24 protein-coding genes and 3 tRNA genes are annotated in these 25386 nt (G+C 56.4%); 13 read left to right on the top strand and 14 right to left on the bottom strand.

Annotated features, from left to right (window positions below):
* Positions 1 to 69: 69 nt before the first annotated feature.
* From DAAHT2_RS11095 to DAAHT2_RS15125, 3 genes are all read right to left on the bottom strand, one after another.
* Entirely contained in the window at positions 70 to 1734 is a 1665-nt protein-coding gene (locus DAAHT2_RS11095) for an ATP-binding protein (protein ID WP_013164369.1), read from the bottom strand.
* Positions 1724 to 2815, bottom strand: coding sequence for a DNA cytosine methyltransferase (locus DAAHT2_RS14445; RefSeq protein WP_013164368.1), 1092 nt, complete (start codon positions 2813 to 2815; stop codon positions 1724 to 1726). The genes DAAHT2_RS11095 and DAAHT2_RS14445 overlap by 11 nt, the downstream gene beginning before the upstream one ends.
* A gap of 416 nt (positions 2816 to 3231) precedes the next feature.
* Complete coding sequence (locus tag DAAHT2_RS15125; protein ID WP_041718983.1) at positions 3232 to 3453, bottom strand: hypothetical protein; 222 nt, start codon at positions 3451 to 3453, stop codon at positions 3232 to 3234.
* Between DAAHT2_RS15125 and DAAHT2_RS15370 the strand changes: the two genes are divergently transcribed.
* Both DAAHT2_RS15370 and DAAHT2_RS15365 read left to right on the top strand, forming a co-directional pair.
* The gene (locus DAAHT2_RS15370; RefSeq protein WP_245526876.1) at positions 3379 to 3537 is read left to right on the top strand and encodes a type II toxin-antitoxin system HicA family toxin; all 159 of its coding nucleotides are present in this window, start codon (positions 3379 to 3381) and stop codon (positions 3535 to 3537) included. The two genes, DAAHT2_RS15125 and DAAHT2_RS15370, sit on opposite strands and share 75 nt — an antisense overlap.
* Positions 3534 to 3869: a type II toxin-antitoxin system HicB family antitoxin gene (locus DAAHT2_RS15365; protein WP_013164366.1), complete on the top strand. Its 336-nt coding sequence runs from the start codon at positions 3534 to 3536 to the stop codon at positions 3867 to 3869. The genes DAAHT2_RS15370 and DAAHT2_RS15365 overlap by 4 nt, the downstream gene beginning before the upstream one ends.
* A 142-nt stretch (positions 3870 to 4011) precedes the next feature.
* Here the strand turns inward: DAAHT2_RS15365 and DAAHT2_RS11080 are convergent, their stop codons facing one another.
* The 5 genes from DAAHT2_RS11080 to DAAHT2_RS15360 form a co-directional block, all read right to left on the bottom strand.
* On the bottom strand, positions 4012 to 4593 hold the full coding sequence (locus tag DAAHT2_RS11080; RefSeq protein ID WP_013164365.1) for a hypothetical protein: 582 nt from the start codon (positions 4591 to 4593) through the stop codon (positions 4012 to 4014).
* Entirely contained in the window at positions 4550 to 5107 is a 558-nt protein-coding gene (locus DAAHT2_RS11075) for a hypothetical protein (RefSeq protein WP_013164364.1), read from the bottom strand. Before DAAHT2_RS11075 ends, DAAHT2_RS11080 begins: the two co-directional genes overlap by 44 nt.
* Before the next feature lie 564 nt (positions 5108 to 5671).
* Positions 5672 to 6583 (bottom strand): site-specific integrase, encoded by a 912-nt coding sequence (locus DAAHT2_RS11070; RefSeq protein ID WP_013164363.1) that lies wholly within the window; start codon positions 6581 to 6583, stop codon positions 5672 to 5674.
* Between the two features lie 93 nt (positions 6584 to 6676).
* Positions 6677 to 7531 carry a helix-turn-helix domain-containing protein gene (locus tag DAAHT2_RS14025; RefSeq protein WP_013164362.1) on the bottom strand — a complete coding sequence of 285 codons (855 nt, stop codon included), beginning with the start codon at positions 7529 to 7531 and terminating at the stop codon, positions 6677 to 6679.
* Between the two features lie 3 nt (positions 7532 to 7534).
* The gene (locus DAAHT2_RS15360) at positions 7535 to 7810 is read right to left on the bottom strand and encodes a helix-turn-helix domain-containing protein (RefSeq protein ID WP_083774431.1); all 276 of its coding nucleotides are present in this window, start codon (positions 7808 to 7810) and stop codon (positions 7535 to 7537) included.
* Between the two features lie 139 nt (positions 7811 to 7949).
* Between DAAHT2_RS15360 and DAAHT2_RS14430 the strand changes: the two genes are divergently transcribed.
* Complete coding sequence (locus tag DAAHT2_RS14430) at positions 7950 to 8366, top strand: helix-turn-helix domain-containing protein (protein WP_083774429.1); 417 nt, start codon at positions 7950 to 7952, stop codon at positions 8364 to 8366.
* 569 nt (positions 8367 to 8935) lie between these two features.
* On the opposite strand, the gene DAAHT2_RS11055 is transcribed toward DAAHT2_RS14430, so the two are convergent.
* The 4 genes from DAAHT2_RS11055 to DAAHT2_RS11040 all read right to left on the bottom strand — a co-directional run bounded on the left by DAAHT2_RS11055 (position 8936) and on the right by DAAHT2_RS11040 (position 12671).
* A tRNA-Arg gene (locus DAAHT2_RS11055) sits at positions 8936 to 9012 on the bottom strand.
* Between the two features lie 284 nt (positions 9013 to 9296).
* Complete coding sequence (groL, locus tag DAAHT2_RS11050) at positions 9297 to 10952, bottom strand: chaperonin GroEL (RefSeq protein WP_013164361.1); 1656 nt, start codon at positions 10950 to 10952, stop codon at positions 9297 to 9299.
* 64 nt (positions 10953 to 11016) lie between these two features.
* Entirely contained in the window at positions 11017 to 11307 is a 291-nt protein-coding gene (gene groES, locus DAAHT2_RS11045; RefSeq protein WP_013164360.1) for a co-chaperone GroES, read from the bottom strand.
* A gap of 293 nt (positions 11308 to 11600) precedes the next feature.
* The gene (locus DAAHT2_RS11040; protein ID WP_013164359.1) at positions 11601 to 12671 is read right to left on the bottom strand and encodes a branched-chain amino acid aminotransferase; all 1071 of its coding nucleotides are present in this window, start codon (positions 12669 to 12671) and stop codon (positions 11601 to 11603) included.
* Positions 12672 to 13016: 345 nt separating this feature from the next.
* Between DAAHT2_RS11040 and DAAHT2_RS11035 the strand changes: the two genes are divergently transcribed.
* From DAAHT2_RS11035 to DAAHT2_RS14425, 3 genes are read left to right on the top strand one after another with little or no spacing between them, the layout of a single operon-like run.
* Positions 13017 to 14180 carry an AI-2E family transporter gene (locus DAAHT2_RS11035; RefSeq protein WP_157861472.1) on the top strand — a complete coding sequence of 388 codons (1164 nt, stop codon included), beginning with the start codon at positions 13017 to 13019 and terminating at the stop codon, positions 14178 to 14180.
* Positions 14181 to 14184: 4 nt separating this feature from the next.
* Positions 14185 to 14949 carry an S-methyl-5'-thioadenosine phosphorylase gene (gene mtnP / locus DAAHT2_RS11030; protein WP_013164357.1) on the top strand — a complete coding sequence of 255 codons (765 nt, stop codon included), beginning with the start codon at positions 14185 to 14187 and terminating at the stop codon, positions 14947 to 14949.
* Between the two features lie 37 nt (positions 14950 to 14986).
* Positions 14987 to 16429: a TIGR04283 family arsenosugar biosynthesis glycosyltransferase gene (locus DAAHT2_RS14425; protein WP_013164356.1), complete on the top strand. Its 1443-nt coding sequence runs from the start codon at positions 14987 to 14989 to the stop codon at positions 16427 to 16429.
* A gap of 15 nt (positions 16430 to 16444) precedes the next feature.
* On the opposite strand, the gene DAAHT2_RS11020 is transcribed toward DAAHT2_RS14425, so the two are convergent.
* Positions 16445 to 16521 (bottom strand) — tRNA-Pro (locus DAAHT2_RS11020).
* A gap of 249 nt (positions 16522 to 16770) precedes the next feature.
* On the opposite strand from DAAHT2_RS11020, the gene DAAHT2_RS11015 reads away from it, so the two are divergent.
* Positions 16771 to 16846 (top strand) — tRNA-Asn (locus DAAHT2_RS11015).
* A gap of 271 nt (positions 16847 to 17117) precedes the next feature.
* On the opposite strand, the gene DAAHT2_RS11010 is transcribed toward DAAHT2_RS11015, so the two are convergent.
* Entirely contained in the window at positions 17118 to 18368 is a 1251-nt protein-coding gene (locus DAAHT2_RS11010) for an IS256 family transposase (RefSeq protein ID WP_013162619.1), read from the bottom strand.
* 310 nt (positions 18369 to 18678) lie between these two features.
* Here DAAHT2_RS11010 and DAAHT2_RS14020 point away from each other — a divergent pair, with 310 nt between their 5' ends.
* From DAAHT2_RS14020 to brxC, 6 genes are all read left to right on the top strand, one after another.
* Entirely contained in the window at positions 18679 to 19467 is a 789-nt protein-coding gene (locus DAAHT2_RS14020; RefSeq protein WP_013164355.1) for a hypothetical protein, read from the top strand.
* Complete coding sequence (locus DAAHT2_RS11000) at positions 19451 to 20176, top strand: hypothetical protein (protein ID WP_013164354.1); 726 nt, start codon at positions 19451 to 19453, stop codon at positions 20174 to 20176. The genes DAAHT2_RS14020 and DAAHT2_RS11000 overlap by 17 nt, the downstream gene beginning before the upstream one ends.
* A gap of 217 nt (positions 20177 to 20393) precedes the next feature.
* Positions 20394 to 20603: a helix-turn-helix domain-containing protein gene (locus tag DAAHT2_RS14420; protein ID WP_083774427.1), complete on the top strand. Its 210-nt coding sequence runs from the start codon at positions 20394 to 20396 to the stop codon at positions 20601 to 20603.
* Positions 20584 to 21375, top strand: coding sequence for a hypothetical protein (locus tag DAAHT2_RS10995; protein ID WP_013164353.1), 792 nt, complete (start codon positions 20584 to 20586; stop codon positions 21373 to 21375). Before DAAHT2_RS14420 ends, DAAHT2_RS10995 begins: the two co-directional genes overlap by 20 nt.
* The gene (locus tag DAAHT2_RS10990) at positions 21362 to 21913 is read left to right on the top strand and encodes a BREX protein BrxB domain-containing protein (RefSeq protein ID WP_013164352.1); all 552 of its coding nucleotides are present in this window, start codon (positions 21362 to 21364) and stop codon (positions 21911 to 21913) included. Before DAAHT2_RS10995 ends, DAAHT2_RS10990 begins: the two co-directional genes overlap by 14 nt.
* A 27-nt stretch (positions 21914 to 21940) precedes the next feature.
* On the top strand, positions 21941 to 25378 hold the full coding sequence (gene brxC, locus DAAHT2_RS10985; RefSeq protein ID WP_013164351.1) for a BREX system P-loop protein BrxC: 3438 nt from the start codon (positions 21941 to 21943) through the stop codon (positions 25376 to 25378).
* Positions 25379 to 25386: the final 8 nt, after the last annotated feature.

Genomic DNA, 25386 nt, shown 5'->3' with positions numbered 1-25386 from the left:
GGCGGGTCAAACGCCCGCCGCAACGATTTGTTGGGATCCGCCTGCACATAAGCGCTGGGAAACATCCAACTAACTCTCATCGTTGCCCGAAACGAGCTTACGAACTCGGGCCTTGATGTTTTCGTATGTCAATGTAAGGTGAACTTTTCCGTTGTCCGTAAGAAGGCCAGTATGCCCTACCACATTTCTTACAGGCCTATACGAGATCGCGTCGGACCAAAGTGATTGGCTTTTACCTGCATCCTTCTTGCCTTCAACACTGAATGCTAGATCGTCCATACCTAGGTAACTTAAGTCACTGTTAGAATTGCGAATCTTGAAACTGATATTCGCTTCTCCCTTCCGCTTATCCTCACGTTCCCGCCATGCCGCAGCTTCAGCTATGATACCCTCTTTCAACGTGACCTGTTTGTCATCAAGGTATTTTCTAACCAGATTCTCTGAAAGAAAGCAGTCCACGTAAGCAGATACGTTAAATTCGGCGTCGTCCCTCAGATCGTCTAACCAAGCATCCACTTTATCGCCAGCGGGCGCGCCGGCCTCTGGTCTGTACTCTTCTTGAGTGGCAGTATAGAGATCGCGAGCCTTCCGCTGTTTCTTCGTTTTACGTTTGTTCTCTACATCTCCTTCCTCTCCACGCTTCAATCGATATTTATCCCAATCATCGAAAATGCGAGGAAGCGCATCTCTTTTTAGGTAATCCAGAAGCGCTTGAAAATTTTCATCGTCTTCAACGATTCCCTCACGGCTGCTGGTGAATGGATCCTTGCCCTCAGCATCCATAGCATCAAAGTGAATTTGACCGTAAATATAACTCTCAACAATTCTCTGGGTAGGTATATGGCGTAGAAGGTTCTTTTCTCGTAATCGCCCATTCACGAAGAGATCAACGGTCGCGCGCTCGTCTGTGCCAGTAATTTTCAGGTGACGAGGCAGTTCAACAGATGCGACAAAGCCAGAAATATCCAGCGCAGTTGTCAGATTGATCTTCTTGTGCTTCAGGCTTGCTAACGCCTCAATAAAGTCATCCTGACAATCATTAATGTCCCACAAAAACTCCGTCTTCTGCACCAAATCCTTAAGGTCTCGAATTGAAACTTCTTCATCGTTAACATGGATCGAAAACTCTTCGTCGATCAGCGCGAACCTAAAACTGAGCGCGAGCATCTTCTTTATATGGGCAACTGAATTTCTGATTTGCTCCTTGGTTTCCTCAAAGACTACAACTGTCCCATGTGGGTGTTGGTCGGCGATGCCGTTGATCAACTCGAAGTTCAAGCCTTCCAACGGATACTTGTCAGGTGTCAAATCACTCTGAATTGCGTGATCTAAATCGGAGTTGTCAATGAGTCCACCGACATATTCGGCACCTTCCTTACGGCTAAACACCGAAACACGTCTAGCACATGAGAGCAAAGCTAACTTTCCTATTCCCTTTGCTCCGATGAATGGTCTTTTCTCCCCGGACTTCATGCCGCCGTCTTTTCTCTTGGAATAGCCAATCTTAAGGAATTTATTCTGAAAATCGTCGGCGTCCATGCCGATTCCATCATCGCGAATCGAAAAGGTGGAGCTTTCACGATCGATATCTATCCAAACATTCTTCGCGTCGGCATCCCATGCGTTGGAGATGGCCTCCCCAAGGACAGTGATAAAATTCCGATATAGGTTGCGGCCAAGATGGTTCAACACACTCAAGGAAATTTCAAAATTGAAGCCTGCCTTATCTGTCATGGGCTTCACCACCGATTACTCTGGATTGCGTGATAGAATGGCCTATAGCCTCGGCTAATTTGACTGGAACAGCGTTTCCAATCCATCGACCAACCTCAGCGAACGAATGTCGTTCATTGGGTGGTAGAAATTCATACTCCGCAGGGAATGATTGCAAAATTGCTGCTTCCCGTAACGAAATGGCACGATCTTGCTCAGGATGTCCAAATCTACCATTCCCATACCCATAACACTGTGTTGTCATCGTGGGCGCGGGCTCTTCCCACGTCATTCTGGCGTACACTCCTGGGTAAGTTTTACCAGTTACGCGTTGATGACATGGCGCACGTAATTCTTCCGGCCAGTCACGCCACGTTCCGCCAGGCACAGAGGCACGTATTCGACGTAAGTTGATTTCAGACAAAGATGCTGCGGTATGGAGAGGGTCATTTGGGTCAGACTCGCCAGCATTCAATCTACTTAGGCTGGAAATTGCATCACGAACGGTCACAGCTGCTGCGTGAGTGGGGTTTAAAGGACAATGTTGACCTTCTTTTGATGCGATCACGACCAATCGCCTACGCCTTTGAGGCACGCCAAACTCTTCACATCTTGCTATTACCCAATCGACTTTGTAACCAGCGTTGGTAAGGCTCTTACAGAATTTCTCAAAGACTATGCCTTTCTTGTATCTCAAAAGCGCAGGAACATTTTCCATGGTTACGAAGTCGGGGTCTACCTGAACTGCGAGTTCAGCGAACTTATGCACAAGGCCCCATTGCGGGTCTTCGTCATACCGCTGTTTATATGTGGAAAACGGTTGGCATGGGGCGCATCCCGCTAGTACTGATGGCACATTTCCGCTGAAATGGCTCTTTAGCTCTGCTGCGGTGAGCTTTCCTACGTCCCGTGAGAAAAAGCTAGCTGAATTATTTGTCTCAAATGCGTACTTGCAACGAGCATCCACATCATATCCGGCCAATATTTTAAGTCCGGCATTTCGCAAGCCATGACTCAGCGCACCTACACCACAAAATAGGTCAACAACTTCGCCACAGGGCTGAGGGGCTTCGGATCTTCGTGTTTCTGTCATTAGCATCATGTTGACTTAGAGACCTCCTTGATTAAAGGTGTCCAGCCTGTGGCTCGCAGAAAGCTTGCCCTCGGTGCCCAACGGCACAGGCGTTGAGCCTCAAGCATCGCAGGTAGCTGAGCAAGCTTGCTTGCGATGCTGCTGAGAAGCGCAGTGGCTCGAACGGCTTGATATTTCACAAAACACAGAAAAGCCGCCCAGGGTGGTATACCCAGAGCGGCTGTGGCTTGATGCGTTGCCTTGTGTGAAATTCGGTTTAATCATGCCTTACCCCGGCTTGGCATTTTGGCTTATCTACGCACTTTATAGGAAAAGCTACTCAAATTTTTCGGTAGCTTCAAGGGTAAAATGGCGCCTTGTTCAACTTTTGCTTTCTCAATCACCTAAGAGATTGGGTAAACGCCCCTGCGAGACGCCGGCGGCGATCAGCCAATTCCATTGACAACGATACTGCCAATTAGTATCATTTCTGTGCGATGAACAGCAGACATCACCATACACTTGCCTCCATTTTTGCCAAGCCGACTCCGACCGGCATTGAGTGGAGACGCATTGAAGCCTTGTTCAAGGCCCTGGGCGCCGAGGTTATTGAAGGTGATGGTTCGCGGGTAGCCTTTATCCTCAAAGGCGAAAAAGGAGACTTCCATAGACCGCATCCAGCCAAGGAAGCGAAACGCTATCAGGTTCGTGACGCCAGAGATTTTTTAACAAGAGCGGGGATCAAGCCATGAATACTCTTAAACACAGGGGATACACCGCCAAAATAGACTTTGACCCCGAGGACAACATTTTTTTTGGACACCTTCTTGGCATTCGTGACACGGTTGGTTTTCACGGCGAAACTGCCGCTGAGTTGAAGAAGGCCTTTGTTGAAGCGGTGGATTTTTATATTGAGAGCTGCGAGAAGGCCGGCCGAAAACCGGAAAAACCCTTTTCCGGCCGTTTCGTGGTTCGAGTCGATTCGTCCTTGCACGCCGAAATTGCCGCCACTGCTGCGGCCGCCGGCAAAAGCATCAACAAGTGGGTAGCCGAAACCCTTGATCAGGCGATACACTCCCACTAACAATGCGTAACGCTCAGATAATCATCAAACTCCTGCTCGGTCATCCCGGCGACGGAAAGCTAGTCGGCTTCAATCGCCAACTGCTCAATCACGACCCTGACGGTAACTCCTTGACAAAACATTTTCTTTTTTCGCCCCGCCCTCACCCCCAGCGGGGTGGGGCGAAAAAAGAATTGTGCTGCTGCCGCAGGCCGCCTTCAGCATCAAAACGAAGAATAAAAAACTCCCTCGGCCGGCCATCCGAAGCAGCGATGACTGGAAACCGGTAAAAATATTGCTCCAGGCTGTGCCCCCACACGGCTAGCTTCCGGCTGGTAAAAAGCGCCTCTACCGCTTGGCCTTGGCTGACCTTCTTTTTGTCGATCCGCATCCCCCTGATCAGGCCAACTAACTCGCTCCGCCCAATGGCAACAAAGTGATCCAGTACGGGATATGGTCGCAGTTCGACCAGGCACCCGAAGACGTCCCATAGTGGCAGCAGCGGCCATTGCAAGAGCTCTCCGATTTCTCCTGGTTTCCTTTTGACCAAGTTGTTGGTGGCGGTGGCCACCAGCAACCTGGTCCGGATCTGATCGACGATGGCCAGCTCAAAACCGGCAATACCCGGGTAACGCTTATGGCGATTACCGGCTGCCGGCGCTGCCGGATGTACCAGCTCCGGCAGCCAGGCGGCCCGATATTCAGCTACCGACGAAGTCGGGCACCTTTTCGGCCTTGGTGTCATCGCACGCTGCCTCCCAGTCAGCCATGTTTTTTTGGATCCGCTGGAACGCCTGATAAAACGTAGATCTAGAAAACCGCAGCCGGTACTCCCGCCGGATAAAATCCAGCACCCTGTCCAGTGACTCCCGCTCCATGGCCGAGGGCAGCCAATCATAATGGGCACGGATAAACGCCTCTGCTTTTTCACCCGGTCCACGTTTTTTCGGTCGACGACATCCCTGGCCGGCCTGCCGCAGCCGCTCCAGCAGCGCCAGCTGCTCAGGCGGCTGCTGCCGGCGACGGCCAAGGGATTCTTTTGCGTGGCGAAGCTGGTACAGCGCCGCCACGAACATAGCATAGGCAAAGACGTCCTGGCCGGCCTCGGCGCGCAAGTGTCGGCGGCGGCGCATCAGCGTAGTCTGATGCGCCGCAACGACGACGCGCTGCGCGTCGGACATGCCTGCGTACCATTTGAGGAGCCGCCGCCGATCATCGGCGGTAGCTCCCGTCAGCGTATCCAATTTGGCCACATCCATTTATTTTGGCATTTATTATTTGTGTTTATGATAAACGAAGGCCACCGCCAGCAATCGCAGGTACGGCGCGCGTCCCCGTTTATTGAGCACCCGCGAAATAAACGGGGACGCCATCGCATCCGGCACCTTTCCTGCCCAAAAAAATTCTTGACTGCTGCAGTATCATGTCGATAATGTGGCGATAACAACCCCAGTAGCTGTACCTGTCGCCCTAGCGCGACCCGTTGCTGACCCGACTAATATCTGCTCACGTCAGCGTTCGGAAAAACCCAACCAGTTTAAGCGCAGAGGCGTACTTGGTTGGTCTCCCAACACGTCACCACCGGCAAAGTTTAATCGCAGTTGCGAACCTCTCCCGGTGGCGAGCAGACACGGACCATGGCCCGTGACCCAACCCATGGCGGCTCCAGCAAGCCGAAAACCAGTACCGCAGAGGCGGACTGTGATGCTGTTGATATAGACGAGGAAAGCTACCTCGATAAAAAATGCTTCAAACTCACCACCACCACCCGGCGCGGGGCAACGAATACGCGCTACCCTGCGGCAAATCGACATAGCCGCAACTTAGCGGCCTCCTAGGTAGTGTAGGGTGATATCCGGCCGCTCATGACCGATTTCCCGGCTAACCTCTGCCATGGCCTGCTCTCTGCTCATTCCGTACCCTATTTTTTCCCGAAACCGCTCCTGGACCCAGAGGTGGCGGAAACCATGATTGCTGCCACGCTCTCCGGCCGCCTCGGCGGCCCTGCTAACTGCGGCCCGATAGGCGTCACGGCTGACGCGGTGCTCTCCTTGCTCCGCGATCCTGGCCGCCAGCTGCCGATAGGTATCGGCTGACATCCGCAACGTCCGCTCCTTGCCGCCCTTGCCCCGGATCTCGACCTGGCCGCCACCCCGCAACTGCTCCGCGCGGATAAGCGTGGCCTCGCTGAGCCGACATCCGGTTTCTCGCTGGATCGCCGCCGTCAGGCGGTAATCTGGATCACGCAGCCCCGCCATTACCCGGTCCGGATCGCGGAAAGCCCTGCCGGCCTCCATAGTCCTCAAATCGCGGGCCTCATGGCGGAGTGTCCGGATCTCAGTGCGGAAGTCATAGCTTCGCTCCAGCCCCTTGGAAGTCGCATAGCTATTCAACGCACTTTCCAGCTTGCCCAAGGCTGCCGCCGCCTGGCCGTAAGTCTGGCGGCTAACGCCGTCGGCAATTCTCGACGAAAGAAACGACTGCACATGCTCGCCGGTCAGTTTGGTGATGTCTTTCACACCGTGGTGCTCTTTGGAGTGAGACAGGCACTGTCGCCACACCTTCAAATACGCTTCCCGGGTACGATAGGAATGGATGCCTGTCTTTTCGGCCACCTGCGCCGAAGTCCTGGCCCCGGCCGACCTGGCGGTCTCCTTTGCAGAGTGGCGGCTTGTCCCAATGTGGTTGACGCTCTTACTGATTTCTTGCACCTGCCATTTGATGCTGCCTCTCATGATCTCAATACCTCTTATGGGGGTTAGTAATCGTCTGGGGCAGGGTGCGGACTCTGTCGCCCTCTCGCGTCAGCGTGGGCGGTCTCTGGTGTCCTATAATGGTGCTGCCGTAATACTGTATTCGCCGCCGCCGGCGGCCTCTATTGAGGCTCTGATGAGGTCGCCGTATCGATCCCGCACTCGGGCGGCCCACTCCTTATTGTCGGCCAGGATTAATAGTTCTCCGTTATGGGTTTTGGCGCGAAGCGGCTCTATCCAAAGATGATACTCACCGTCCGGCACCCGGCACCGCAAATGCTCACGTGCCGCCACCCACTCTTGCGGCGGTTCCGGTGGGTGATCAGGATGATCGTCTGCCTCTGCTGCTGCGATGGTCTCTTGTAGGCCCCGGGCTGCCTCATCAGCCGCCCGCCATTCTACCATTTCGGCCCGGTGGTCATCAGTGAGGCCGTGCCGGCGCAGATACCGCCGCAGTCCACGAGGATTACGGCATTTTTCTGGCCCGCCGTGGCGTTCGGCTAGGTGTACATATTCATCAATCTCCTCTGAGTCCGCCTGGGACACGGTATCTGGTGGCTCATTTGCGGTTGCTGTAGACTTGCTGGCCGGGGTGCTGTCGGCACCCGACTTGGATGGAAATGATGTTGGCGGGTCGATGTCGGCATCCGACATCGGGGACAAACGGAGAATGTAGAGATTGCTGGCATTGGTGTGGGTTTTATCGGGTTGGTTGCGGTGTTTTCTGGTTATCAGCCCGGCACTACATAGTGCAGCAACATGATGAATAACTGACCTCCTGCTGACTTCGCACTGATCCGCGATATGCTGGTAGGATGGCCAGCACTCGCCTGCGTCGTTGGCGTTGTCAGCCAACTTTAATAGGATTAATTTTCTGGTTGGATTGCCGACGCGGACTTGGAGAGCCCTGACCATCATCTCCATCGACATGGATTACCTCCCCTGATTGGCCTGGACCTGATCGGCTTTTCGGGGGCGGCCCGGACCTCTCCGGGGTGGCGCCGAACCGCCATGGTCGAGATACTCGACGACCGCCGCCACCGGGAACATAATCCGCCGGCCTATCCTACGGTGGGGGATGGGCCACCGCCCCCGTGCTACAGCGAGCCGTATCCTGTGAGCACTAACAGCCAATAAGCCAGCTAACTCGTCAGGCGTCAGCGTGATTCGCCCGGGATATTGACTGTAGATGATTTTGGATGTGGACATTTTTGCACCCTTTTGAGTATAACTAATTTGGAGAACTGACCAGGCCCGATACACTACGAAACGACACGAAATGACACTGTGTCAATAATGTATTGTTTTTTGTTGTTATTCGCAACTTTTTTTTGCAGGAAGGATCATTATGGATTTTTCTGAAAAACTTCGGATTGTTATGACCGAAGCCCCTCAACATTTAACACAGGAAGTAGTAGCTCATGCAATTGGTGTCTCTCGTTCACATGTGTCTTCCTTGCTTTCTGGAAGAAGGCGACCTAGTCGTGGACTTGAGCAGAAGCTATTGAACAAACTTGGGATAAATATCGAGTGGTGGGAAACTGGAAGAGGAAGAATATTTCAAGATGATCAAATAATTTTTGAATTAAATCAGGAGTTTCTGAGGTCAAAAATCACAACAGACCGTTTTCTTCCTGAGTCTTTAGCGATAGCCGAGTCTGTTGACGAGTTATTATCCGAACTAACACAGAGAGAGCGCACAAAGACAGCGAATTGCGTATTTGACTTCATTGAGCAGCTCGCAAAGCAAATTAATAAATCTTAATCATTTCTAAGCTTCCCCCTACACCCACCTGCTGTCGTTACGCAGTAACACCACCTCCTCCCATCACCATTACGGACCTACTGCCTGCACCTCGACCATACGTCCATGGGGGAGGGGGAAAGGGGGTGGTGGTTTTTATGACTGGTTCCAATGACTGGTTCAGGGTGAACGTCGTTCACCACCCTGGTGCAGGATTTTCACCACCCCAGTGCAAATTTTTCACCACCAGGGTGGTGCAGAATTTTCACCACCCACTAACCCGGTGAAAATTCTGCACCAGGGGGAGTTCTCAGCCTTCCCGGAAATAGAAGGGTGGTATCGGCGGCTGGTGCCGCCGGGTGGTGGTGGTAGTGGTTTTTGTCGTTACGCAGTAACGCAATCTTTTTTGACCGATGGGACAATTTTGGGACAGTGGAAAATGTGACGTAAAATCACAAACCGAAAGATAAAATATTTGGTGACACTCTTGGGACACTTGGGACACAAAAAGGGCTGTTTTTGAGAAAATTTGTGGTACAAAAAGAGAAAGGCAAACCAAGCTTAATTACTTGATTTGCCTTATTTTTTTCTGGCGCGCCCGGCAGGATTCGAACCTGCGACCTACGGCTTAGAAGGCCGGTGCTCTATCCAGCTGAGCTACGGGCGCCATCAGCAAAAACCACCAAACAGCAATCGGGGCAGGATAACGGTTTTCCCGCCCGGATGCAGCAAAAAAAACGCCCTCGGCCAAGAGGAACCCGGCCAAGGGCGTTGTAAAAACAATAAAACGTAGCTGCCTAAAAAAAGAGGCTGGCACGGACGAAAAACATTCAGCAGTGCCGCAGATTTGGGCAAGCGAACCGGCGCCGCGTAATCGGGGACAGTTTTCAAAACTGTCCCCTCCGCAAGCCGGGCCGATCGCCCAAAGATGCGGTGCTGCTGGACGTTTTCCTACATCATACCGCCCATGCCGCCCATTCCTCCCATGCCGCCCATACCGCCGGGCATGCCGCCGCCACCCTTGTCATCTTCCGGGTGCTCGGCGATCATGCATTCGGTGGTAAGCAGCAGACCGGCCACGCTGGCCGCGTTCTGCAGGGCAAAGCGGGTAACCTTGGCCGGGTCGATAACCCCGGCTTCCAGCAGGTCTTCAAACTTCTCGGTGTCGGCGTTGAAGCCCTTGGTGAGGTCTTTCATGTTCTTGACCTGCTCAACAATCACCGAACCTTCCAGGCCGGCGTTGTTGGCGATCTGGCGCACCGGCTCTTCCAGAGCCCGGGTCACGATCTTCTTGCCCAGATCCTGGTCGTGGGACAGCTTCAACTCCTTGAGGGCCTTGAGGCAACGGAGATAAGCCACCCCGCCGCCGGGAACGATACCTTCTTCCACCGCCGCGCGGGTGGCGTTGAGGGCGTCCTCGACCCGGGCCTTCTTCTCTTTCATTTCCACCTCGGTGGCGGCCCCGACGTTGATTACCGCTACCCCGCCGATCAGCTTGGCCAGGCGCTCCTGGAGCTTCTCGCGGTCATAGTCGGAGCTGGACTCTTCGATCTGGGCCCGGATCTGCTTGACCCGGCCTTCCAGCTTGTCCTTGTCGCCGGCGCCATCGATGATGGTGGTGTTATCCTTGTCGCAAACCACCCGCTTGGCCTGGCCAAGGTCGTTAACGGTGATGTTTTCCAGCTTGATGCCCAGCTCTTCAGACACCACCTGGCCACCGGTGAGGATGGCGATATCTTCCAGCATGGCCTTGCGGCGGTCGCCAAAGCCGGGGGCCTTGACGGCGGCCACATTCAGGGTGCCGCGCAGCTTGTTAACCACCAGGGTGGCCAGGGCCTCGCCGTCGACGTCCTCGGCGATGATCACCAGCGGCTTGTTCATCTTGGCGATCTGCTCCAGAATGGGCAGCAGGTCCTTCATGTTGCTGACCTTCTTTTCACTGAGCAGGATGTAGGGGTCTTCCAGGTTGACCTCCATCTTCTCGGGGTCGGTAACCAGGTAGGGAGAAAGGTAACCGCGGTCGAACTGCATACCCTCGACCACGTCCAGGGAGGTTTCCATGCTCTTGGCTTCCTCCACGGTGATCACGCCTTCCTTGCCCACCTTGTCCATGGCCTCGGCAATGATGTTGCCGATGGTGGCGTCGTTGTTGGCGGAGATGGTGCCCACCTGGGCGATTTCCTTCTGGGTCTTGGTGGGGGTGGCGATGTTCTTGAGCTCGGCCACCACCGCTGCCACCGACTTGTCGATGCCGCGCTTGATCTCCATGGGGGAGTTACCGGCAGCCACCAGCTTGGAGCCTTCGGTGTAGATGGCCTGGGCCAGGATGGTGGCGGTGGTGGTGCCGTCGCCGGCCACGTCGGAGGTCTTGGAAGCAACTTCCTTGACCATCTGGGCGCCCATGTTCTCGAACTTGTCCTTGATCTCGATCTCCTTGGCCACGCTCACCCCGTCCTTGGTGATGACGGGGGCGCCGAAGGATTTTTCAATCAGCACGTTGCGGCCCTTGGGACCCAGGGTAACCTTGACCGCATCAGCCAGGGTGTTAACACCGCGCAGGATCGACTCGCGGGCTTTGCTGCCGTACTTAATATCTTTTGAAGCCATAATTATCTTCTCCTTACTGTTACATCCGGGGCTGTTACATCCGGGTTGGTTTTTTCAGTTCAGTCTACTTCTCCACCACGCCGAGGATGTCGTCCTCGCGCATGATCAAGTACTCCTCGCCCTCGATCTTAATCTCGGTGCCGCCGTATTTGGAAAACAGTACCCGGTCGCCAACCTTCAGCTCCACCGGAACCCGGTCGCCTTTGTCGTTCAGGCGGCCGTTGCCCACCGCTTCCACGGTACCTTCCGCCGGTTTTTCCTTGGCGCTGTCGGGGATAATGATCCCGCCCTTGGTTTTTTCTTCCTCTTCCAGTCGTTTGACCAGAATACGGTCATTCAATGGCCGAATTTTCATGGACTACCTCCATCTCTACGTTAATCTGATATTTAATGGGGTTGCATAACGATAAACCGGACCGCCCAGCGGGGGCCCGGAAACATTGCAAACGCAACCATCTGCCACAGGATGGCGCAAACACTATGTACGGGATAAGGAAAAATCAAGAGCCGCCCCGTATTTTTTTCCAGCACCGGCAAACCAGCGCAAAATCAAAAGTTTTCGCGCCGCCCATGACGAGCTGAACACCGTAAAAAAAATACGGGGCCTTCTGTAAGCGGCCACGGCGCGCCCCGTGACCGCGCTTATACCTAGAGTCGGATAACCCAGCCGTAAGGATCCGCCTTACGGCCATATTGAATGGCGGTAAGTTCGTTGAACAGCTTCAGGGCCAGCTCCCCGATTTTACCCTGGTTGATCTGGCAATCCTGGCCCCGGTAATGCAGGGAACCGACGGGGGAGATCACCGCCGCCGTGCCGGTGCCGAAGACCTCCTGCAATTCGCCGCGCTCGTTGGCGGCAAAGACCTCGTCGATGGCGATACTCCTCTCTTCCACCGGCAAGTCCCAGTCGGCCAGCAGCCGGAGCACCGAGTCCCGGGTAATGCCGGGCAGAATGGTGCCGGAAAGGGGCGGGGTGACGATACGGTCTTTAAAGACAAAAAAGATGTTCATGGTACCGACTTCTTCCACCAGCCGCCGCTCTTTGGCGTCCAGCCACAGCACCTGGGTATAACCTGCCTGCTGGGCCTCCACCGCGGCCATGATGCTGGCGGCGTAGTTGCCGGCGGTCTTGGCCTCGCCCACCCCGCCGGGCACGGCCCGCACGTATTTATCGGTAACGTAAATCTTCACCGGGTTGAAGCCTTCCGGGTAATAGGCCCCCACCGGGCTGAGGATGACGTAAAAGAGATATTCCTGGGCCGGCCGCACCCCCAGGCCGGCCTCGGTGGCCACCATGGTGGGACGGATATAAAGGGAGGCCCCGTGGTCGGCGGACGGCACCCAGTCGCCGTCCACTTTCAGCAAGGCTTTGAGCCCGGCAAAGACGGTGTCCACCGGCAGGGTCGGCATGCACATCCTCACAGCGGAACGATTCATGCGCTCCAGGTTGGCCAGCGGACGGAAGAGATAAATGCCGTCATCCCGGCCCCGGTATGCCTTCAGGCCTTCAAAGATCGCCTGCCCGTAATGCAGCACCATGGCCGCCGGGTCGAGGGAAAAGGGCGCGTATGGCCGCACCTCCGGGTCGTGCCAGCCGCGTTTGGCGTCAAAGGGCATGACCAGCATGTGATCGGTAAAGATCCTGCCGAACCCCAGTTGTTGATCATCGGGACGGGTGCGCCGCTGGGACGGGGGAAGGGTTTGAGTTTTGATTTCCATCTGGCAACCTGTTGCTTTATCAAAGAGATCGTCGCCGCCGTCGTGTTTTTTCGACAAATTGGCAAACAGCTCGTTTTAAGTAAAAATTTTCCGCAATATAACGAAGTTCCGGCACCAGGGAAACAACTTATTTTGCGGCCCGGCAACTAATCCGACCACGCGCAATTCACCTGGCAGTGGCGGCAGCTTTCAGCTAAAGTGGTCGTAACCGTTCAGCAGCACCGCATCTTCGGGCAAGCAGCCAGGCTTACGTACAAGGGGTACGCTGCGCCTGGCTGCTTGCCCGAATCTACGGCACTGCTGAACGGTTACGGTCCGTCAATGATCTTTCGGTAAGGCAGAGCAATGCAAAAATCTCCTCCATCGCCCATGGTCCTGGGCTACTTCCTGTTCCTTTTCGCGATCTCCAGTGTCTTGGTGGGATGGCTGTTCTGGCCCTTTATCTCCGTGCTGGTGCTGGCCTATCTGCTGACCAGGCTGTTTCGGCCCATCTACCAGCTCATCAATCGCCGGCTGCCGGACTTCTTTGCCTCGCTGGCCACCTGCACCTTGGTGGTACTGCTGGTCTTCATCCCGCTGGTCTTCTTTGTTATGGCCCTGGCCCAGGAAGCCCACGGGCTTTACAACTGGGGCCGGGGGGCGGGGGCCACCCTGGGGGCCCGGTTGCGGGAGTTTCAGACCACCCCGCTTTTTGTGCACCTGCAGGAAACCGCCGCCCTGCTGGGCTATTCCCTGCAACCGGAAGACATCGGCCGGGCGCTGGCCGGAACCGCCCGGGATCTGGGACTGTTTCTCTACGACCAGGCCAGCACCTGGGCGGCCAACCTGATGATGTTCGTGCTGGGCTTCTTTTTGACCATTGTCACCATCTTTTTTCTGCTGATGGAGCACGACCGCCTGCTTAACTATATTTTCCGCCTCTCGCCGCTGCCCGACGACCAGGAGCGGCAACTGTTTGCCAAGTTCGATGAAATCACCGGGGCGGTACTAATCGGCAATGGAATCTGTGCGGTGATTCAAGGGATTATCGGTGGCCTGATCTTCTGGGCCTTCAACCTGGGGCCGCCGGTGCTCTGGGGAGCGATCATGGCGGTGCTGGCCTTTCTGCCCATCGTCGGTATCGGCCTGGTAATGGTGCCGACGGTCCTTTTTTTGCTGATCAAGGGCAACCTGGTGGATGCCATCCTGCTGGCGATTCTTTACGGCATCATCACCCTCTTCATTGAATCGCTGCTCAAACCAAAACTGGTGGGTGACCGGGCGAAGATGCACATCCTGCTGGTCTTTTTGAGCATCATCGGCGGCTTGAACACCTTCGGCTTTCTCGGTATCATCTACGGCCCGCTGATCGTCACCGCCTTCCTGACCCTGGCGGAAATTTACCTGGCCAATTACGATCGCTACGTTAAACTGCCCGGCGCTGCCTGGAGCTCAGTCGGCGCCGGCACCGAGGAAAAGAGCGGCATTGATTCCCCCTCGGCCCCAAAAACCTCAACCCGTAAAAATTGAGAACATGAGCATTGTCGGCATCATCGGCGGTTCCGGCCTGGAAAACCCCCAACTTATCGAAAACGCCCGAGAGGTTACGGTGGATACCCCTTACGGCCCGCCCTCGGCCCCTTTGCTGAGGGGCCGAATCGGCGGCCGGGAGGTGGCACTGCTGGCCCGCCACGGCCGGGAACACACCATCCCCCCCTCTCAGGTTAACAACCGGGCCAACCTGCTGGCCCTGCAGGAACAGGGCTGCACCCATCTGCTGGCCAGCGCCGCCTGCGGCTCCCTGCGCCAGGATATCGGCCCCGGCGAACTTGTCATCCCCGACCAGTTGATCGACTTTACCCGCTTCAGGGCCGTTACCTTCCACGACCATTTCCCGCCGGGCATAGAAAATGCCCGGCACACCGCCCTGGCCGACCCCTTTGCCGCCGAGATCCGGAAGCAGTTGCTTATGGCCGGCCGCCACCTGGAGTTGCCGCTGCACGATGGCGGCACCATGCTGACCATTGAAGGACCACGCTTTTCCACCCGGGCCGAATCGAGGATGTTCCAGCTCTGGGGGGCGGACCTGGTCAACATGACCATCGCCCCGGAGGCCGTTTTGGCCGCCGAACTGGGGCTGCCTTACGCCGTGGTGGCCATGGTCACCGACTACGACTCCTGGAAGGAGGATGAGCCGCCCCTGCAGGTACCGGAACTGGTGGCGGTCTTCCGGGGCAACCTGGAAAAGCTGAGCCGGCTGCTCATCACCGTCCTGCCCCGGTTAGCAAACCCCATCTAAAATTTAATCTTGTAATCTGTTACCAGCCGGACATTTGATGCCACCCTACTCGCCCATTCACCTGAAACTGCTGGTCTTTACCCGTTACCCGGCCCCCGGCATGGTCAAAAGCCGGTTGATCCCCGCCCTGGGCGCTACGGAAGCCGCCCGCCTGCAGCGCCGGATGAGTGAAGCGACGGTGCAGACGGCGCGCGGTTTGCAAAAACTCCTCCGGGGTTCCGAGGTGGTCGAGGCCACGATACGGATTTGCTACACCGGCGAGCGGTCCGCCTCCTTTCGGGCCTGGCTGGGTGATGACCTGGAGTATCAACGCCAGGCGGAAGGTGACCTGGGTCGGCGCTTACAGCAGGCCATCGACCTCTCCTTCCGGCCGCGGCTGGCCAACCAGAGTTGCGACGGCCTGGAGTGCGGCACGCCCTTAAAGGATCGCCGCTACGGCAATGAAATCGAGATGACCCTGGTGTTTGGTTCCGATCTGCCGGGGCTGACGCCGGAACTGCTGCAGGAGGCGGTGGCGCAACTGAAAGTCCACGATCTGGTGCTGGGCCCCGCTGAAGATGGCGGCTACTACCTGCTGGGCCTGAAGGAGCCGCGCCCGGAACTTTTCCAGGACATCAACTGGGGCTCCGGCCGGGTGGGCGAGCAAACCCGCGCCGCCGCCGCCCGCCTCGGCCTGAGTGTGGCCTTGCTGCCGACCAGGCGGGATATTGATCGGGCTGAAGACCTGCAGGTCTTGGCCGATGACAATCGCTTTACCGATTTTTTCGGGCACCCTCCCCTGCTTTCGGTGATTATTCCCACCCTTAATGAAGCCGCCGTGTTGCCGGCCACCCTTACGCATTTGCGGCAGGCGGCCGACGGGATGCAAGTAGAAACGGAAATCCTGGTGGCCGACGGCGGCAGCCGCGATCAGACCCGGGAGCTGGCCAGGCGCCACGGCGCCACGGTTATCGAGCTCCCAGGGGCAACGGGGCAACCGGGCGGCCGGGCGGCCCAGCTCAATGCCGGAGCCGCCCGGGCCCGGGGGCAGGCGCTGCTCCTGCTGCACGCCGACACCCTGCCGCCCCGGGGCTATCCGGAGCTGATCTTCAAAACCCTGGCCGATCCGGCCACGGTGGCGGGAGCCTTCAGCCTACGTATCGACGCTGCCGGTCCTCTGCTGCGCCTGATGGAGCGGGGAGCCAATTTGCGCTCCCGGTTTCTGGGCCTGCCCTACGGCGATCAGGGAATTTTTCTTTGCAAAAGGGTGTTCGACGAACTTGGCGGTTGCCCGCCGGTGCCGATCATGGAAGACTTTCAACTCATTCGGCGGCTGCACCGGCGGGGGCACGTGGCCCTCCGGCCGGAAAAGGCCCACACCAGCGCCCGGCGCTGGCAACAAAAGGGAGTCCTGCGGACCTTTCTGATCAATCAGGGGATGGTGCTGGGCTATTGGCTGGGGATCAGCCCCGAGCGCCTGGCTCGTTTTTACCGCCGGTAGAGAAAGATACAGCAATGGTCGGGGCGAGAGGATTCGAACCTCCGGCCTCCTGCTCCCAAGGCAGGCGCGCTACCAGGCTGCGCCACGCCCCGACATTTTGGAAGGAATGATTTATTAGCATCCGCCCGGTTTAAGGTCAAGGAGAAAGCGGCTGAAGGGGGCGGACCACTATATGATTGTCGCAAGCAATTCGCGACAGGACGAACCGGCAGGCTACGCCGTAACCTCTTTGTGGCCAAGGGTTTTGAGACCGCGGCCGAACAAAAAGCCCCGCCACCGAGCAAGCGCCATGTAAAACTGTTGACGCAGCCCCGCCGGCTTGCTATAGTTGCTGCTTTCGTTCCCGGGTAGCTCAGCCGGTAGAGCAGGTGGCTGTTAACCACCCTGTCGGGGGTTCGAGTCCCTCCCCGGGAGCCAGCAAAATCAAGGAGTTATGGTTTCGGCCATAACTCCTTTTTTGTTTGTGCAACCTCTGGTGCAACCTCCAATGCATTTTTTTACTGATTTATCCGCCCCTAAACCCGTAACACTCGATCAGTAAAATTTATACCTAGCCTTTCCGCCAGGTGGTGGACAAAAAAGAAGCTGCCGGTCCGACGCGACTCAACTCATTACGCGGTGGGGACCATCGTTGCTTTGCATGATCAGGGACAGGTTGAGTTATTGTCAAATCTGGTGTACGGAGTCCTCAGGCGGCCATCCGCATAGGTTGATCTGACACCTTGATTCCGTTTTTGAATTGTATGCCGGTGACGACCTCAGCCAGCCGGCGAAATCCCTTGATCTTTTTCCATCTTTTTTCAGCGCTTTGCAGCAGCTTAAAGACCATGGTCAGGGTGGTGTCCCTGGAACCGCAGTTCCGTGATCTCTTGCTGCGCAGGCGCACAGTGGCAAAGGCCGACTCGATGGGGTTGGTGGTCCTGATATGCACCCAGTGTTCGGCTGGAAAATCGTAAAAAGCCAGCAACTCGTCCCGGTCCTTGGCCAGGCACTCCATGGCCTTGGGGTATTTGTCTTCGAAACGGGCCAGCATACGATCAAAAGCCTGGCTGGCATCTTCCTTGGTCTCAGCCATCCAGATATCATGCAAATCAGCCTTGGCCTTGAGCTGAAGCTTTTTGGGCATCTTGTTCAGCACGTTGGCCGTTTTGTGAACCCAGCAGCGTTGGTGGCGGGTCTTCGGATAGACCCTGCCCAAGGCGTTCCAGAACCCCAAGGAACCATCGCCAACCGCCAACTCGGGGCCTGTGGTCAGGCCCCGAGCCCGCAGCCCGGCGAGAAGTTCATACCAGCTGTCGCTTGACTCCCGGTAGCCATCCTCCACCGCTATCAGTTCCTTGTGCCCCTGGTCGGTAACTCCAATGATCACCAGCAGGCAAAGCTTGTCATCCATGCGGACGTTGCTGTAGATGCCATCCACCCACCAGTAAACGTAGCGTTTTCCGTTCAGGTCACGTTGCCGCCATTTGGTGTGCTCGGCCAGCCATTTGGCTTTCAAGCGGGAGATGGTGTTGGCCGACAACCCCTTGGCCTGTTCCCCGAGGAGTGCGGCCAGGGCCTCCTGGTAATCGCCGGTGGAAATTCCTCGCAGGTAAAGCCAGGGCAGCAACTCATCGACACTGCGCGCCCGCTTCAGATAAGGCGGCAACAAACTGCTGTTGAACTTGAGGCCTTGGCCGCTACGATCTCGCACCTTGGGAACTTTGACCTCGACATCGCCGATTCCGGTCTGGATCGTGCGACCGGGAAGATAGCCGTTTCGGACCACTGTCCTGCGGCCATCTTCCAAGCGGCTGGAGTATTGGGCCATGAAGGCCTGTAATTCAGCTTCTACGGCCTGGGCAATCAGCATCCTGGCACCATCGCGCAAAAGGTCGGTAAGCGGGTCGGCGACATTGTTTCCTTGTTGTGAAAGAGCGGTTGGGGTAGACTTGGTCATGGCGTATCCTCCTGTGTTGGCTGTGATCGTCGTGGTGATCAATCAACCTGGATGATACGCCATTTTCCTCAGTTATCCCATACACCAGATTTGACTATAACCCGGACAGGTTTCCTGTCTCCTGAAATGGACTCCCCGTTACAACGACCTGCGCAGAAAACATGACACGGATTCAGGCTTGTGTCTCTCGTGTGCTTCGATTAATCTTGACGGCCCTGTATAACCCTTTTATTTTTTCCGATACTTCTATATATTAGAAAGTCAAGCTAAGCACCTCTTCCCTCCGCAAGCGCTAACGCTTACAATAGCCATGAATAAAGCCCGCGTTCAGGAACTCATTAAATTCATCCTTGCCGAAGCATGGCAAGATGAAGACTACAAAAACAGAGAGCTTGGGCCTATTCAGCTGATCAAGTACATCTATCTCGCTGACTTGTACTATGCCGCAAAGAACGAAGGGCGTTGCTTTACCGACATAGATTGGCAATTTTATAAATTAGGCCCTTGGAATCTAGAGCTTCACAAAGAATTGCCTAACGCGGCCAAAGCGATAGGTGCCAATCTTCGGATATTTGAAAGCCGGTACACTGATGAAGGCAAAAATTGGTCACTGCCTGATGACCATCCAGATTATAAGTCAGCCTCGAAACCAATTCCCCCCTACATCCTCTTTCGGTTGCGGGCCGACATTCGGAAATATGGCGCGGCAACTTACGATCTCCTCCATTATGTATATTTGACGCCACCCATGACCAATGCCGCGCCTGGGCAACTATTAGATTTCAACTACGCCTATTTTGCAGAACAATGCAGTCCTCGCCAATCTCCATCCACCCCCAGAACAGCTCTGACAGCCCGAGAAAAGAAAAAAAAGAAGGACCGGCTTGAGAAGATTAAGACAATAATGGCCGCCATGAGAGAGGAAAAACGAAAAAGTAGAATTAAGCCAGTCCCGCCACGTTATGACGAGGTATTTTATAATGGCGTTGCAGAGCTAGATGCCCTAGCCGGGGAAGAAATTCCCAATAGTGAAGGCACGTTGTCCATCTCCAAAGAAATATGGAAATCGAATTGGAGAAAAGATGCTGACTTACCCTGAGGAATGCATTCAAAGATATTACGACGACTTTAATTGGTGGAGGAAAGCAACAGATAAGCAGCTCAGGCCAGGTCGATTATTGCGAGCCTTCATTCCTCATGTCGCCGTTACTCCGAAAAGACTAACCCCGATCGGCCGGCCGGAGGAAGAGGCTGGCAATCATGGTAAGGCGAACTACCAAATTTATCCTCTCAGAATCAATGCCCCCCCGAGAACCTATGACCTCCCAGTCGCAGGCTTGGCATGTTATCCCGGTGAGTGTTTCACTGTCCACAGATCCAAAAAAAGATATTGCCTCTTAATAAGTATTGGCGGAGCGGACATCCCAAAAGAGATGCGTTCGTCTATGAAGCCGAAGTGGCACACTGACCCTACCCTTGTTGTGGCACCATATTATGGGTGCCAAAAAAAAGGGGTCAGCAAATGGTTTCAACCGTTCGTTGAAAGAATTATCAAATGCGAATATCCGCAGTACCTTTGGGATACTTTGCCGGTACCCGGTGATACTGAATCCTCTATTCTCAGATTCGACCATTTACAGCCCATAGGTCGACACCATGATTCCTACGAGTTGACGGATTATGTTTTAAAAGAAGAGGCTATGGAAATCATCCACGAATGGATTTTTTGGCTGTCAACAGGCGAATTTGAAGAAAACAGCACACTTAACATGCTAAGAAATGAATTACTTGGGATTCCGCAGGATTGAGCTGAAGCCCAAACCTGTCCGAATAACTGGGGCGACACTCCAAGACTCCATCCGGACATATTCGGTTAAACTGGCAACTCTCGCTTGACTTTTCCCCCCCCTCCTCGTAGTTTTCCGTCAGTATTCCACAACCCCAAATGGCCGGAAACCTGCTAATATACTCTAAGTCCAGACTGTTAGCCTACCTGCCGCATAGCCTTTTCCCGGAGCTGAAAGCATGGAAGACAGATGGCTGTCCGTGGATGAGATTGGTACCTATCTCGGCGTCAAGCGAGACACAGTTTATAAGTGGATCAGCGAAAAAGCCATGCCGGCCAGCAAAGTCGGACGCTTGTGGAAGTTCAAAATAGCTGACGTTGATGATTGGGTACGCAAGGGAGGTGCAGGTCGGACTCGTGGGGGAGACAATGACCCGAAAAAAAGATAACCTGGCCAGTTTCGGTTTTGCTTTCCCGGCCGGCAGTCCCCATGTCTCCCGGACCATGATGCTGGCTGAGCTAACGCTGCTGCTAGATTATGTCCAGGATCCCGCCGCCAGCCGGGCCGACTATATCCAGGCCATCGTCGAGGATAATTGCCTGAACAAGCGGACCGAAAGGAATCGCCTGATCAGCAAGCGTTATCTGCTGGAACTGTACGCTCTCGACCACGAGCTGCTGCTTTTTCGCGCCCTGCTTTTTTACTGGCGCCGCGATCCCGCCGGCCGACCCTTGCTGGCGCTGCTCTGCGCTTATGCCCGGGACTCATTGCTGCGAGCCAGTTCCCGCTATATTCTGCCCCTCCCTGCGGGAGCGGCGGTCACCAGAGAAAGCACCGAAGAATTTCTGGATTCCCTGGCGCCAGGCCGCTACAGCCCCGGCAAGCTTGCCTCCAACGCCAAAAATATCAACTCGACCTGGACTCAGTCAGGCCACCTCCGGGGCCGGACCAATAAAAAACGGTCCCACCCCACCACCACAAGCGGCCCGCTGGCCTATGCCCTGTTGCTTGCCTATCTGACCGGGGTCCGCGGCAGCAGCCTGTTTCACGGTGAATACGTCAAACTCCTGGACTGCTCCTTTGACCGGGCCGTGGCTTTGGCCCAGGAGGCTTCCCAGAGGGGTTGGCTGGTCTGCAAAAGGGTTGGCGATGTCATCGAGGTGCTTTTCCCGAATCTGATCAACGAGCAGGAAATGGGGTGGTTGCGTGAGCAGGGTTAAACGTCTGGTTCAGTCATACCGCAAATACATCGCGGTTCCCTGGCGGGATGATGCCGCCGCCCCCCAGCGGGTTATTTTCTGCGTCTATCACGAGACCGAGGAACTCCGCTTACGGGCGAAAATTGATGAGTTTGAAATCGCCACCCGCCAGGCCGGCCACGAATGGGCCGCTTTTGATCTTACCGACACCTTTGCCGCCTGGCTGACCTCCCAGCGCTACGCTGCAAGCTATTTTCAAAAACCGCACCTGCTGGCCACTCTGTTGCCTAAATATAGGGCCTATATTGGCGATCAGTTTCGGGCCTTCCTGGCTCAGAACAGGGCTGATGCCAATACCGTGGTGGCTCTCGCCGGCGTGGGTTCGCTATTCGGGCTGCAAAAGGTCAAGGATGTTGTCGAGGAGCTGGCGCCTCTGGTCCCCGGCCGGCTACTGGTCTTTTTCCCCGGCAGCTACGAAAACAACAATTACCGACTGCTGGACGGGTATGACGGTTGGAACTATCTGGCCGTGCCCCTCACCGCCGACAAGGAATGGTAAACGGAGTACCAGGAAAGGGGAGAATAGATGAAAAACCGCGATATTTACCAGCAGGATCCAACCACCCGCAAGCTGGTCAACGAAGGGGTGGCCATGGTCAACGACGAGCAGACCAGCCAGGCCCTGGAGGTTCTCCGCTATGAACTGGAAACCTTCGTCTGCGACGGCCAGTATGAAAAGGGATTAAGCCACATCCTGGAAACCTACCTGAAAAATATTGATCAGGCCCAGCAGCCGGCGGTCTGGGTCAGCGGCTTTTATGGTTCCGGTAAATCCCATCTGGTCAAAATGTTGCGGGCTCTGTGGGTGGATACGGTTTTTGCCGATGGCGCCACTGCCCGCGGCATCGCCAATTTGCCCCAGCATATCAGAGACCAGCTCAAGGAATTAAGCACCCAGGCCAAACGCCATGGCGGGTTGCGGGCCGCTTCCGGTACCCTGGGCGCCGGCGCCAGCGGCAGCGTGCGCCTGGCGCTGCTCCGGGTAGTTTTCCGGTCCGTCGGCCTGCCCGAGCAATATCCAGTCGCCCGTTTTGTCATGTGGTTGCAACACGAAGGCGTCCACCAACAGGTGCGCGACCTGGTCGAGCAACACGGGCTGGACTGGGAAGAGGAACTGGATAATTTCTATGTCGCCGAAGGTCTGCACCAGGCCCTGGCCCAGGCCAAGCCCCAGCTTTTCACCACTCCCGCCGCCTGCGTTGAAACCCTGAACAATCTCTACCCGTTCGTGCAGGACGTGGGCAGCTCGGAAATGATCAAGGCCATCCGCCAGGCCCTGACCCTGGGCGACAAGTTTCCCCTGACCCTGATCGTGCTGGACGAAGTTCAGCAGTTCATCGGAGAGGACCCCGACCGGTCCCTGGCGGTGCAGGAGATGGTGGAGTCGATTACCAAGGAGATTGGCGGCAAGCTCCTCTTTATCGGCACCGGCCAGACCGCGGTTACCGGCACCTCCAACCTCGCTCGCCTCCAGGGGCGCTTCACCATCCGGGTGGAGCTTTCCGATACCGACGTCGACGCGGTGATCCGCCAGGTGGTCCTGGCCAAGAAGCCGGCCGCCAAGGCCCCCATCGAAGAGATCATGACGGCCAACCTGGGAGAGATTTCCCGCCATCTGGCCGGCACCTCCATCGCCCATCGCCAGTCAGACCTGCCTTTTTTTCCCCAGGATTATCCAATCCTGCCGGTTCGGCGACGGTTCTGGGAAAATACCCTGCGGGTTCTGGACCAGACCGGCACCGACAGCCAGCTTCGCAACCAGCTCAGCATGGTGCACAAGGTGATCCAAACCAACCTGGAGCGCCCCTTGGGTCATATGGTGCCGGCGGATTACCTTTATTTCGAGTCCGCCGACAAACTGTTGCGAACCCGGATTCTGCCCCGGGAAGTATATGAACAGACCGTAGTCTGGAGCCGGGGCAATGAGGACCAGCAAATCCTGGCCCGGGCCTGCGGCCTGGTCTTTCTGATCAACAAGCTGGCCGGCAGCAACAAAGAAATCGGTATTCACGCCACCGTCGATACCGTAGCGGATCTGTTGCTGGAAGACCTGGCCGCCGGCTCCGGCAGTTTGCGGCGCCGGTTGCCGGCCCTGCTGGATGGATGTAAGTTGCTGATGAAAATCGGCAACGAATACCGAATCCAGACCGCGGAAAGCACGGCCTGGAACGATGAATTTCTGAGCCAGTGCTCCAGCCTGGCCAGCGAAGCCCACCGGATTGATGCCGAACGAAACGACCGGATGCGCAAAAAGTTTGGCGAGATGGTGCGCAAGCTCTCCCTGGGCCAGGGCACCTCCAGGGTCGGCCGGGAGATTTTCCCGATTTTCGATGCCCAGTTGCCCAACGACGCCGACCATCGGGTCTATGTCTGGGTGCGTGACGGCTGGAGCAGCGACGAGAACTCGATCCGGGCTGATGCCCGTCAGGCGGGGAATCAGTCCTCCACGGTCTTCGTTTTCATCCCCAAGCGCTCCGCCGATGATCTGCGCCGTTTTCTCATCGACTGTAAAGCCGCCGCCGCCACCCTGGAGAAAAAGGGGGTGCCCGGCAACCCGGAAGGCGCCGAAGCCCGAGCAGCCATGGAAACTACCCGGCAAACGGCTGAAGGGCGAATTAGCGAGTTGCTGGCCGAGGCTTTCTCCGGTGCCCGGGTTTTCCAGGCGGGGGGCAGTGAAACCCTGGGTAATGACCTGCAGGAGATGATCACCGAAGCCGCTGCAAACGCCCTCCAGCGCCTTTACCATCAGTTCAGCCTGGCCGACCATGGTGGTTGGGGCAAAGTATATGACAAGGCCAAGTCCGGCGCCCCGGATGCCCTGAAGGCGGTGGGTGATGACGGGGAGCCGGCCCGGAATCCGGTTTGCAAGGCCATCCTGGCTTTCATTGCCGGCGGCAAGAAGGGCGCCGATATTCGCGTCCATTTCGGCGGCCCCCCTTACGGCTGGTCCCGTGATGCGGTGGATGGCGGCCTGCACGTGCTGCTGATCGCCGGGCTGGTGCGAGCCCAGGACGAACGCGGCCAGGCCATCGACCCGCGGGAGTTGGATCGCAATGCCCTCGGCAAGGTGATCTTCAAGGTGGAATCGACCACCGTCAGCACCGCCCAGCGGATTCAGATCCGCAAGCTCCTGCAGCAGGCCGGCATCAATGCCCGGCAGGGTGAGGAGTTGCCCCAGGTTCAACAATTTCTGCAAAAGATGCTGGACTTGGCCGCGGAAGCCGGCGGCGATCCGCCCCGACCGCCCCAGCCGGACACCACCGCCTTGCATGAAATCCGCCTGACCGCCGGCAACGAGCAGTTGCTGGCCCTTTACAACCGCCGCGACGAATTTGCCCAGAATTTTGCGGCCTGGACCGATCTGGCGGCCCGCATTGCCAAGCGCCAGCCCAACTGGCTCACCCTCAAGCGCCTGCTGGAGCATGCCGCCGGCCTGCCGGATGCCGAGGTCATCATGGCTCAGGTCCAGACCATCGAGCACCAACGCCAACTGCTGGCCGAACCAGACCCGGTGGCGCCGCTGCTGGCGGCTCTAACCCAACTGCTGCGCACTGAACTCAATCGTCTGGACGCGGAATACGTCAGTCGTCACCGGCAAGGCATGGAACGATTGCGCTCCGACAGCAACTGGCAGCAACTCGAACCCGAGCAGCGCCACCAACTGCTGGCCACCGAACTTCTCCACGATGCCGCCCGGCCCAAGGTCCAGTTGCAAAGCACGGCCGATATTCTGGCCGCCCTTGATAACTGCTCCCTGGCCATGTTTGCCGATCGGGTGGCAGCCATGCCGGCCCGCTTTGACAACGTCGCCGCCGCCGCGGCCGAACTGTGCGAGCCCGAGGTCCAGTTTGTCACCATCCCCCGCCCCACCCTGAAAACCGAAGCGGAAATCGACGCCTGGCTGGTGGAGGTAAAACAACAACTCCAGAAAGCCCTGCCCCAGGGGCCAATCATCATTCGCTGACAGGCCGC

The sequence above is a fragment of the Desulfurivibrio alkaliphilus AHT 2 genome (assembly GCF_000092205.1).
In the GTDB taxonomy this organism is placed as follows: Bacteria; Desulfobacterota; Desulfobulbia; order Desulfobulbales; family Desulfurivibrionaceae; genus Desulfurivibrio; species Desulfurivibrio alkaliphilus.
Note: the sequence above shows the minus strand (reverse complement) of the source record. Positions and strands in the feature narration are given on the sequence as shown.

Excerpts from the sequence above, each read along its gene's own strand:
- DAAHT2_RS11095 (WP_013164369.1), bottom strand. The coding sequence starts at position 1,734 with ATGACAGATAAGGCAGGCTTCAATTTTGAAATTTCCTTGAGTGTGTTG.
- DAAHT2_RS14445 (WP_013164368.1), bottom strand. The coding sequence starts at position 2,815 with ATGATGCTAATGACAGAAACACGAAGATCCGAAGCCCCTCAGCCCTGT.
- DAAHT2_RS15125 (WP_041718983.1), bottom strand. The coding sequence starts at position 3,453 with ATGGAAGTCTCCTTTTTCGCCTTTGAGGATAAAGGCTACCCGCGAACC.
- DAAHT2_RS15365 (WP_013164366.1), top strand. The coding sequence starts at position 3,534 with ATGAATACTCTTAAACACAGGGGATACACCGCCAAAATAGACTTTGAC.
- DAAHT2_RS11080 (WP_013164365.1), bottom strand. The coding sequence starts at position 4,593 with ATGACACCAAGGCCGAAAAGGTGCCCGACTTCGTCGGTAGCTGAATAT.
- DAAHT2_RS11075 (WP_013164364.1), bottom strand. The coding sequence starts at position 5,107 with ATGGATGTGGCCAAATTGGATACGCTGACGGGAGCTACCGCCGATGAT.
- DAAHT2_RS11070 (WP_013164363.1), bottom strand. The coding sequence starts at position 6,583 with ATGAGAGGCAGCATCAAATGGCAGGTGCAAGAAATCAGTAAGAGCGTC.
- DAAHT2_RS14025 (WP_013164362.1), bottom strand. The coding sequence starts at position 7,531 with ATGTCGATGGAGATGATGGTCAGGGCTCTCCAAGTCCGCGTCGGCAAT.
- DAAHT2_RS15360 (WP_083774431.1), bottom strand. The coding sequence starts at position 7,810 with ATGTCCACATCCAAAATCATCTACAGTCAATATCCCGGGCGAATCACG.
- DAAHT2_RS14430 (WP_083774429.1), top strand. The coding sequence starts at position 7,950 with ATGGATTTTTCTGAAAAACTTCGGATTGTTATGACCGAAGCCCCTCAA.
- groL (WP_013164361.1), bottom strand. The coding sequence starts at position 10,952 with ATGGCTTCAAAAGATATTAAGTACGGCAGCAAAGCCCGCGAGTCGATC.
- groES (WP_013164360.1), bottom strand. The coding sequence starts at position 11,307 with ATGAAAATTCGGCCATTGAATGACCGTATTCTGGTCAAACGACTGGAA.
- DAAHT2_RS11040 (WP_013164359.1), bottom strand. The coding sequence starts at position 12,671 with ATGGAAATCAAAACTCAAACCCTTCCCCCGTCCCAGCGGCGCACCCGT.
- DAAHT2_RS11035 (WP_157861472.1), top strand. The coding sequence starts at position 13,017 with ATGCAAAAATCTCCTCCATCGCCCATGGTCCTGGGCTACTTCCTGTTC.
- mtnP (WP_013164357.1), top strand. The coding sequence starts at position 14,185 with ATGAGCATTGTCGGCATCATCGGCGGTTCCGGCCTGGAAAACCCCCAA.
- DAAHT2_RS14425 (WP_013164356.1), top strand. The coding sequence starts at position 14,987 with ATGCCACCCTACTCGCCCATTCACCTGAAACTGCTGGTCTTTACCCGT.
- DAAHT2_RS11010 (WP_013162619.1), bottom strand. The coding sequence starts at position 18,368 with ATGACCAAGTCTACCCCAACCGCTCTTTCACAACAAGGAAACAATGTC.
- DAAHT2_RS14020 (WP_013164355.1), top strand. The coding sequence starts at position 18,679 with ATGAATAAAGCCCGCGTTCAGGAACTCATTAAATTCATCCTTGCCGAA.
- DAAHT2_RS11000 (WP_013164354.1), top strand. The coding sequence starts at position 19,451 with ATGCTGACTTACCCTGAGGAATGCATTCAAAGATATTACGACGACTTT.
- DAAHT2_RS14420 (WP_083774427.1), top strand. The coding sequence starts at position 20,394 with ATGGAAGACAGATGGCTGTCCGTGGATGAGATTGGTACCTATCTCGGC.
- DAAHT2_RS10995 (WP_013164353.1), top strand. The coding sequence starts at position 20,584 with ATGACCCGAAAAAAAGATAACCTGGCCAGTTTCGGTTTTGCTTTCCCG.
- brxC (WP_013164351.1), top strand. The coding sequence starts at position 21,941 with ATGAAAAACCGCGATATTTACCAGCAGGATCCAACCACCCGCAAGCTG.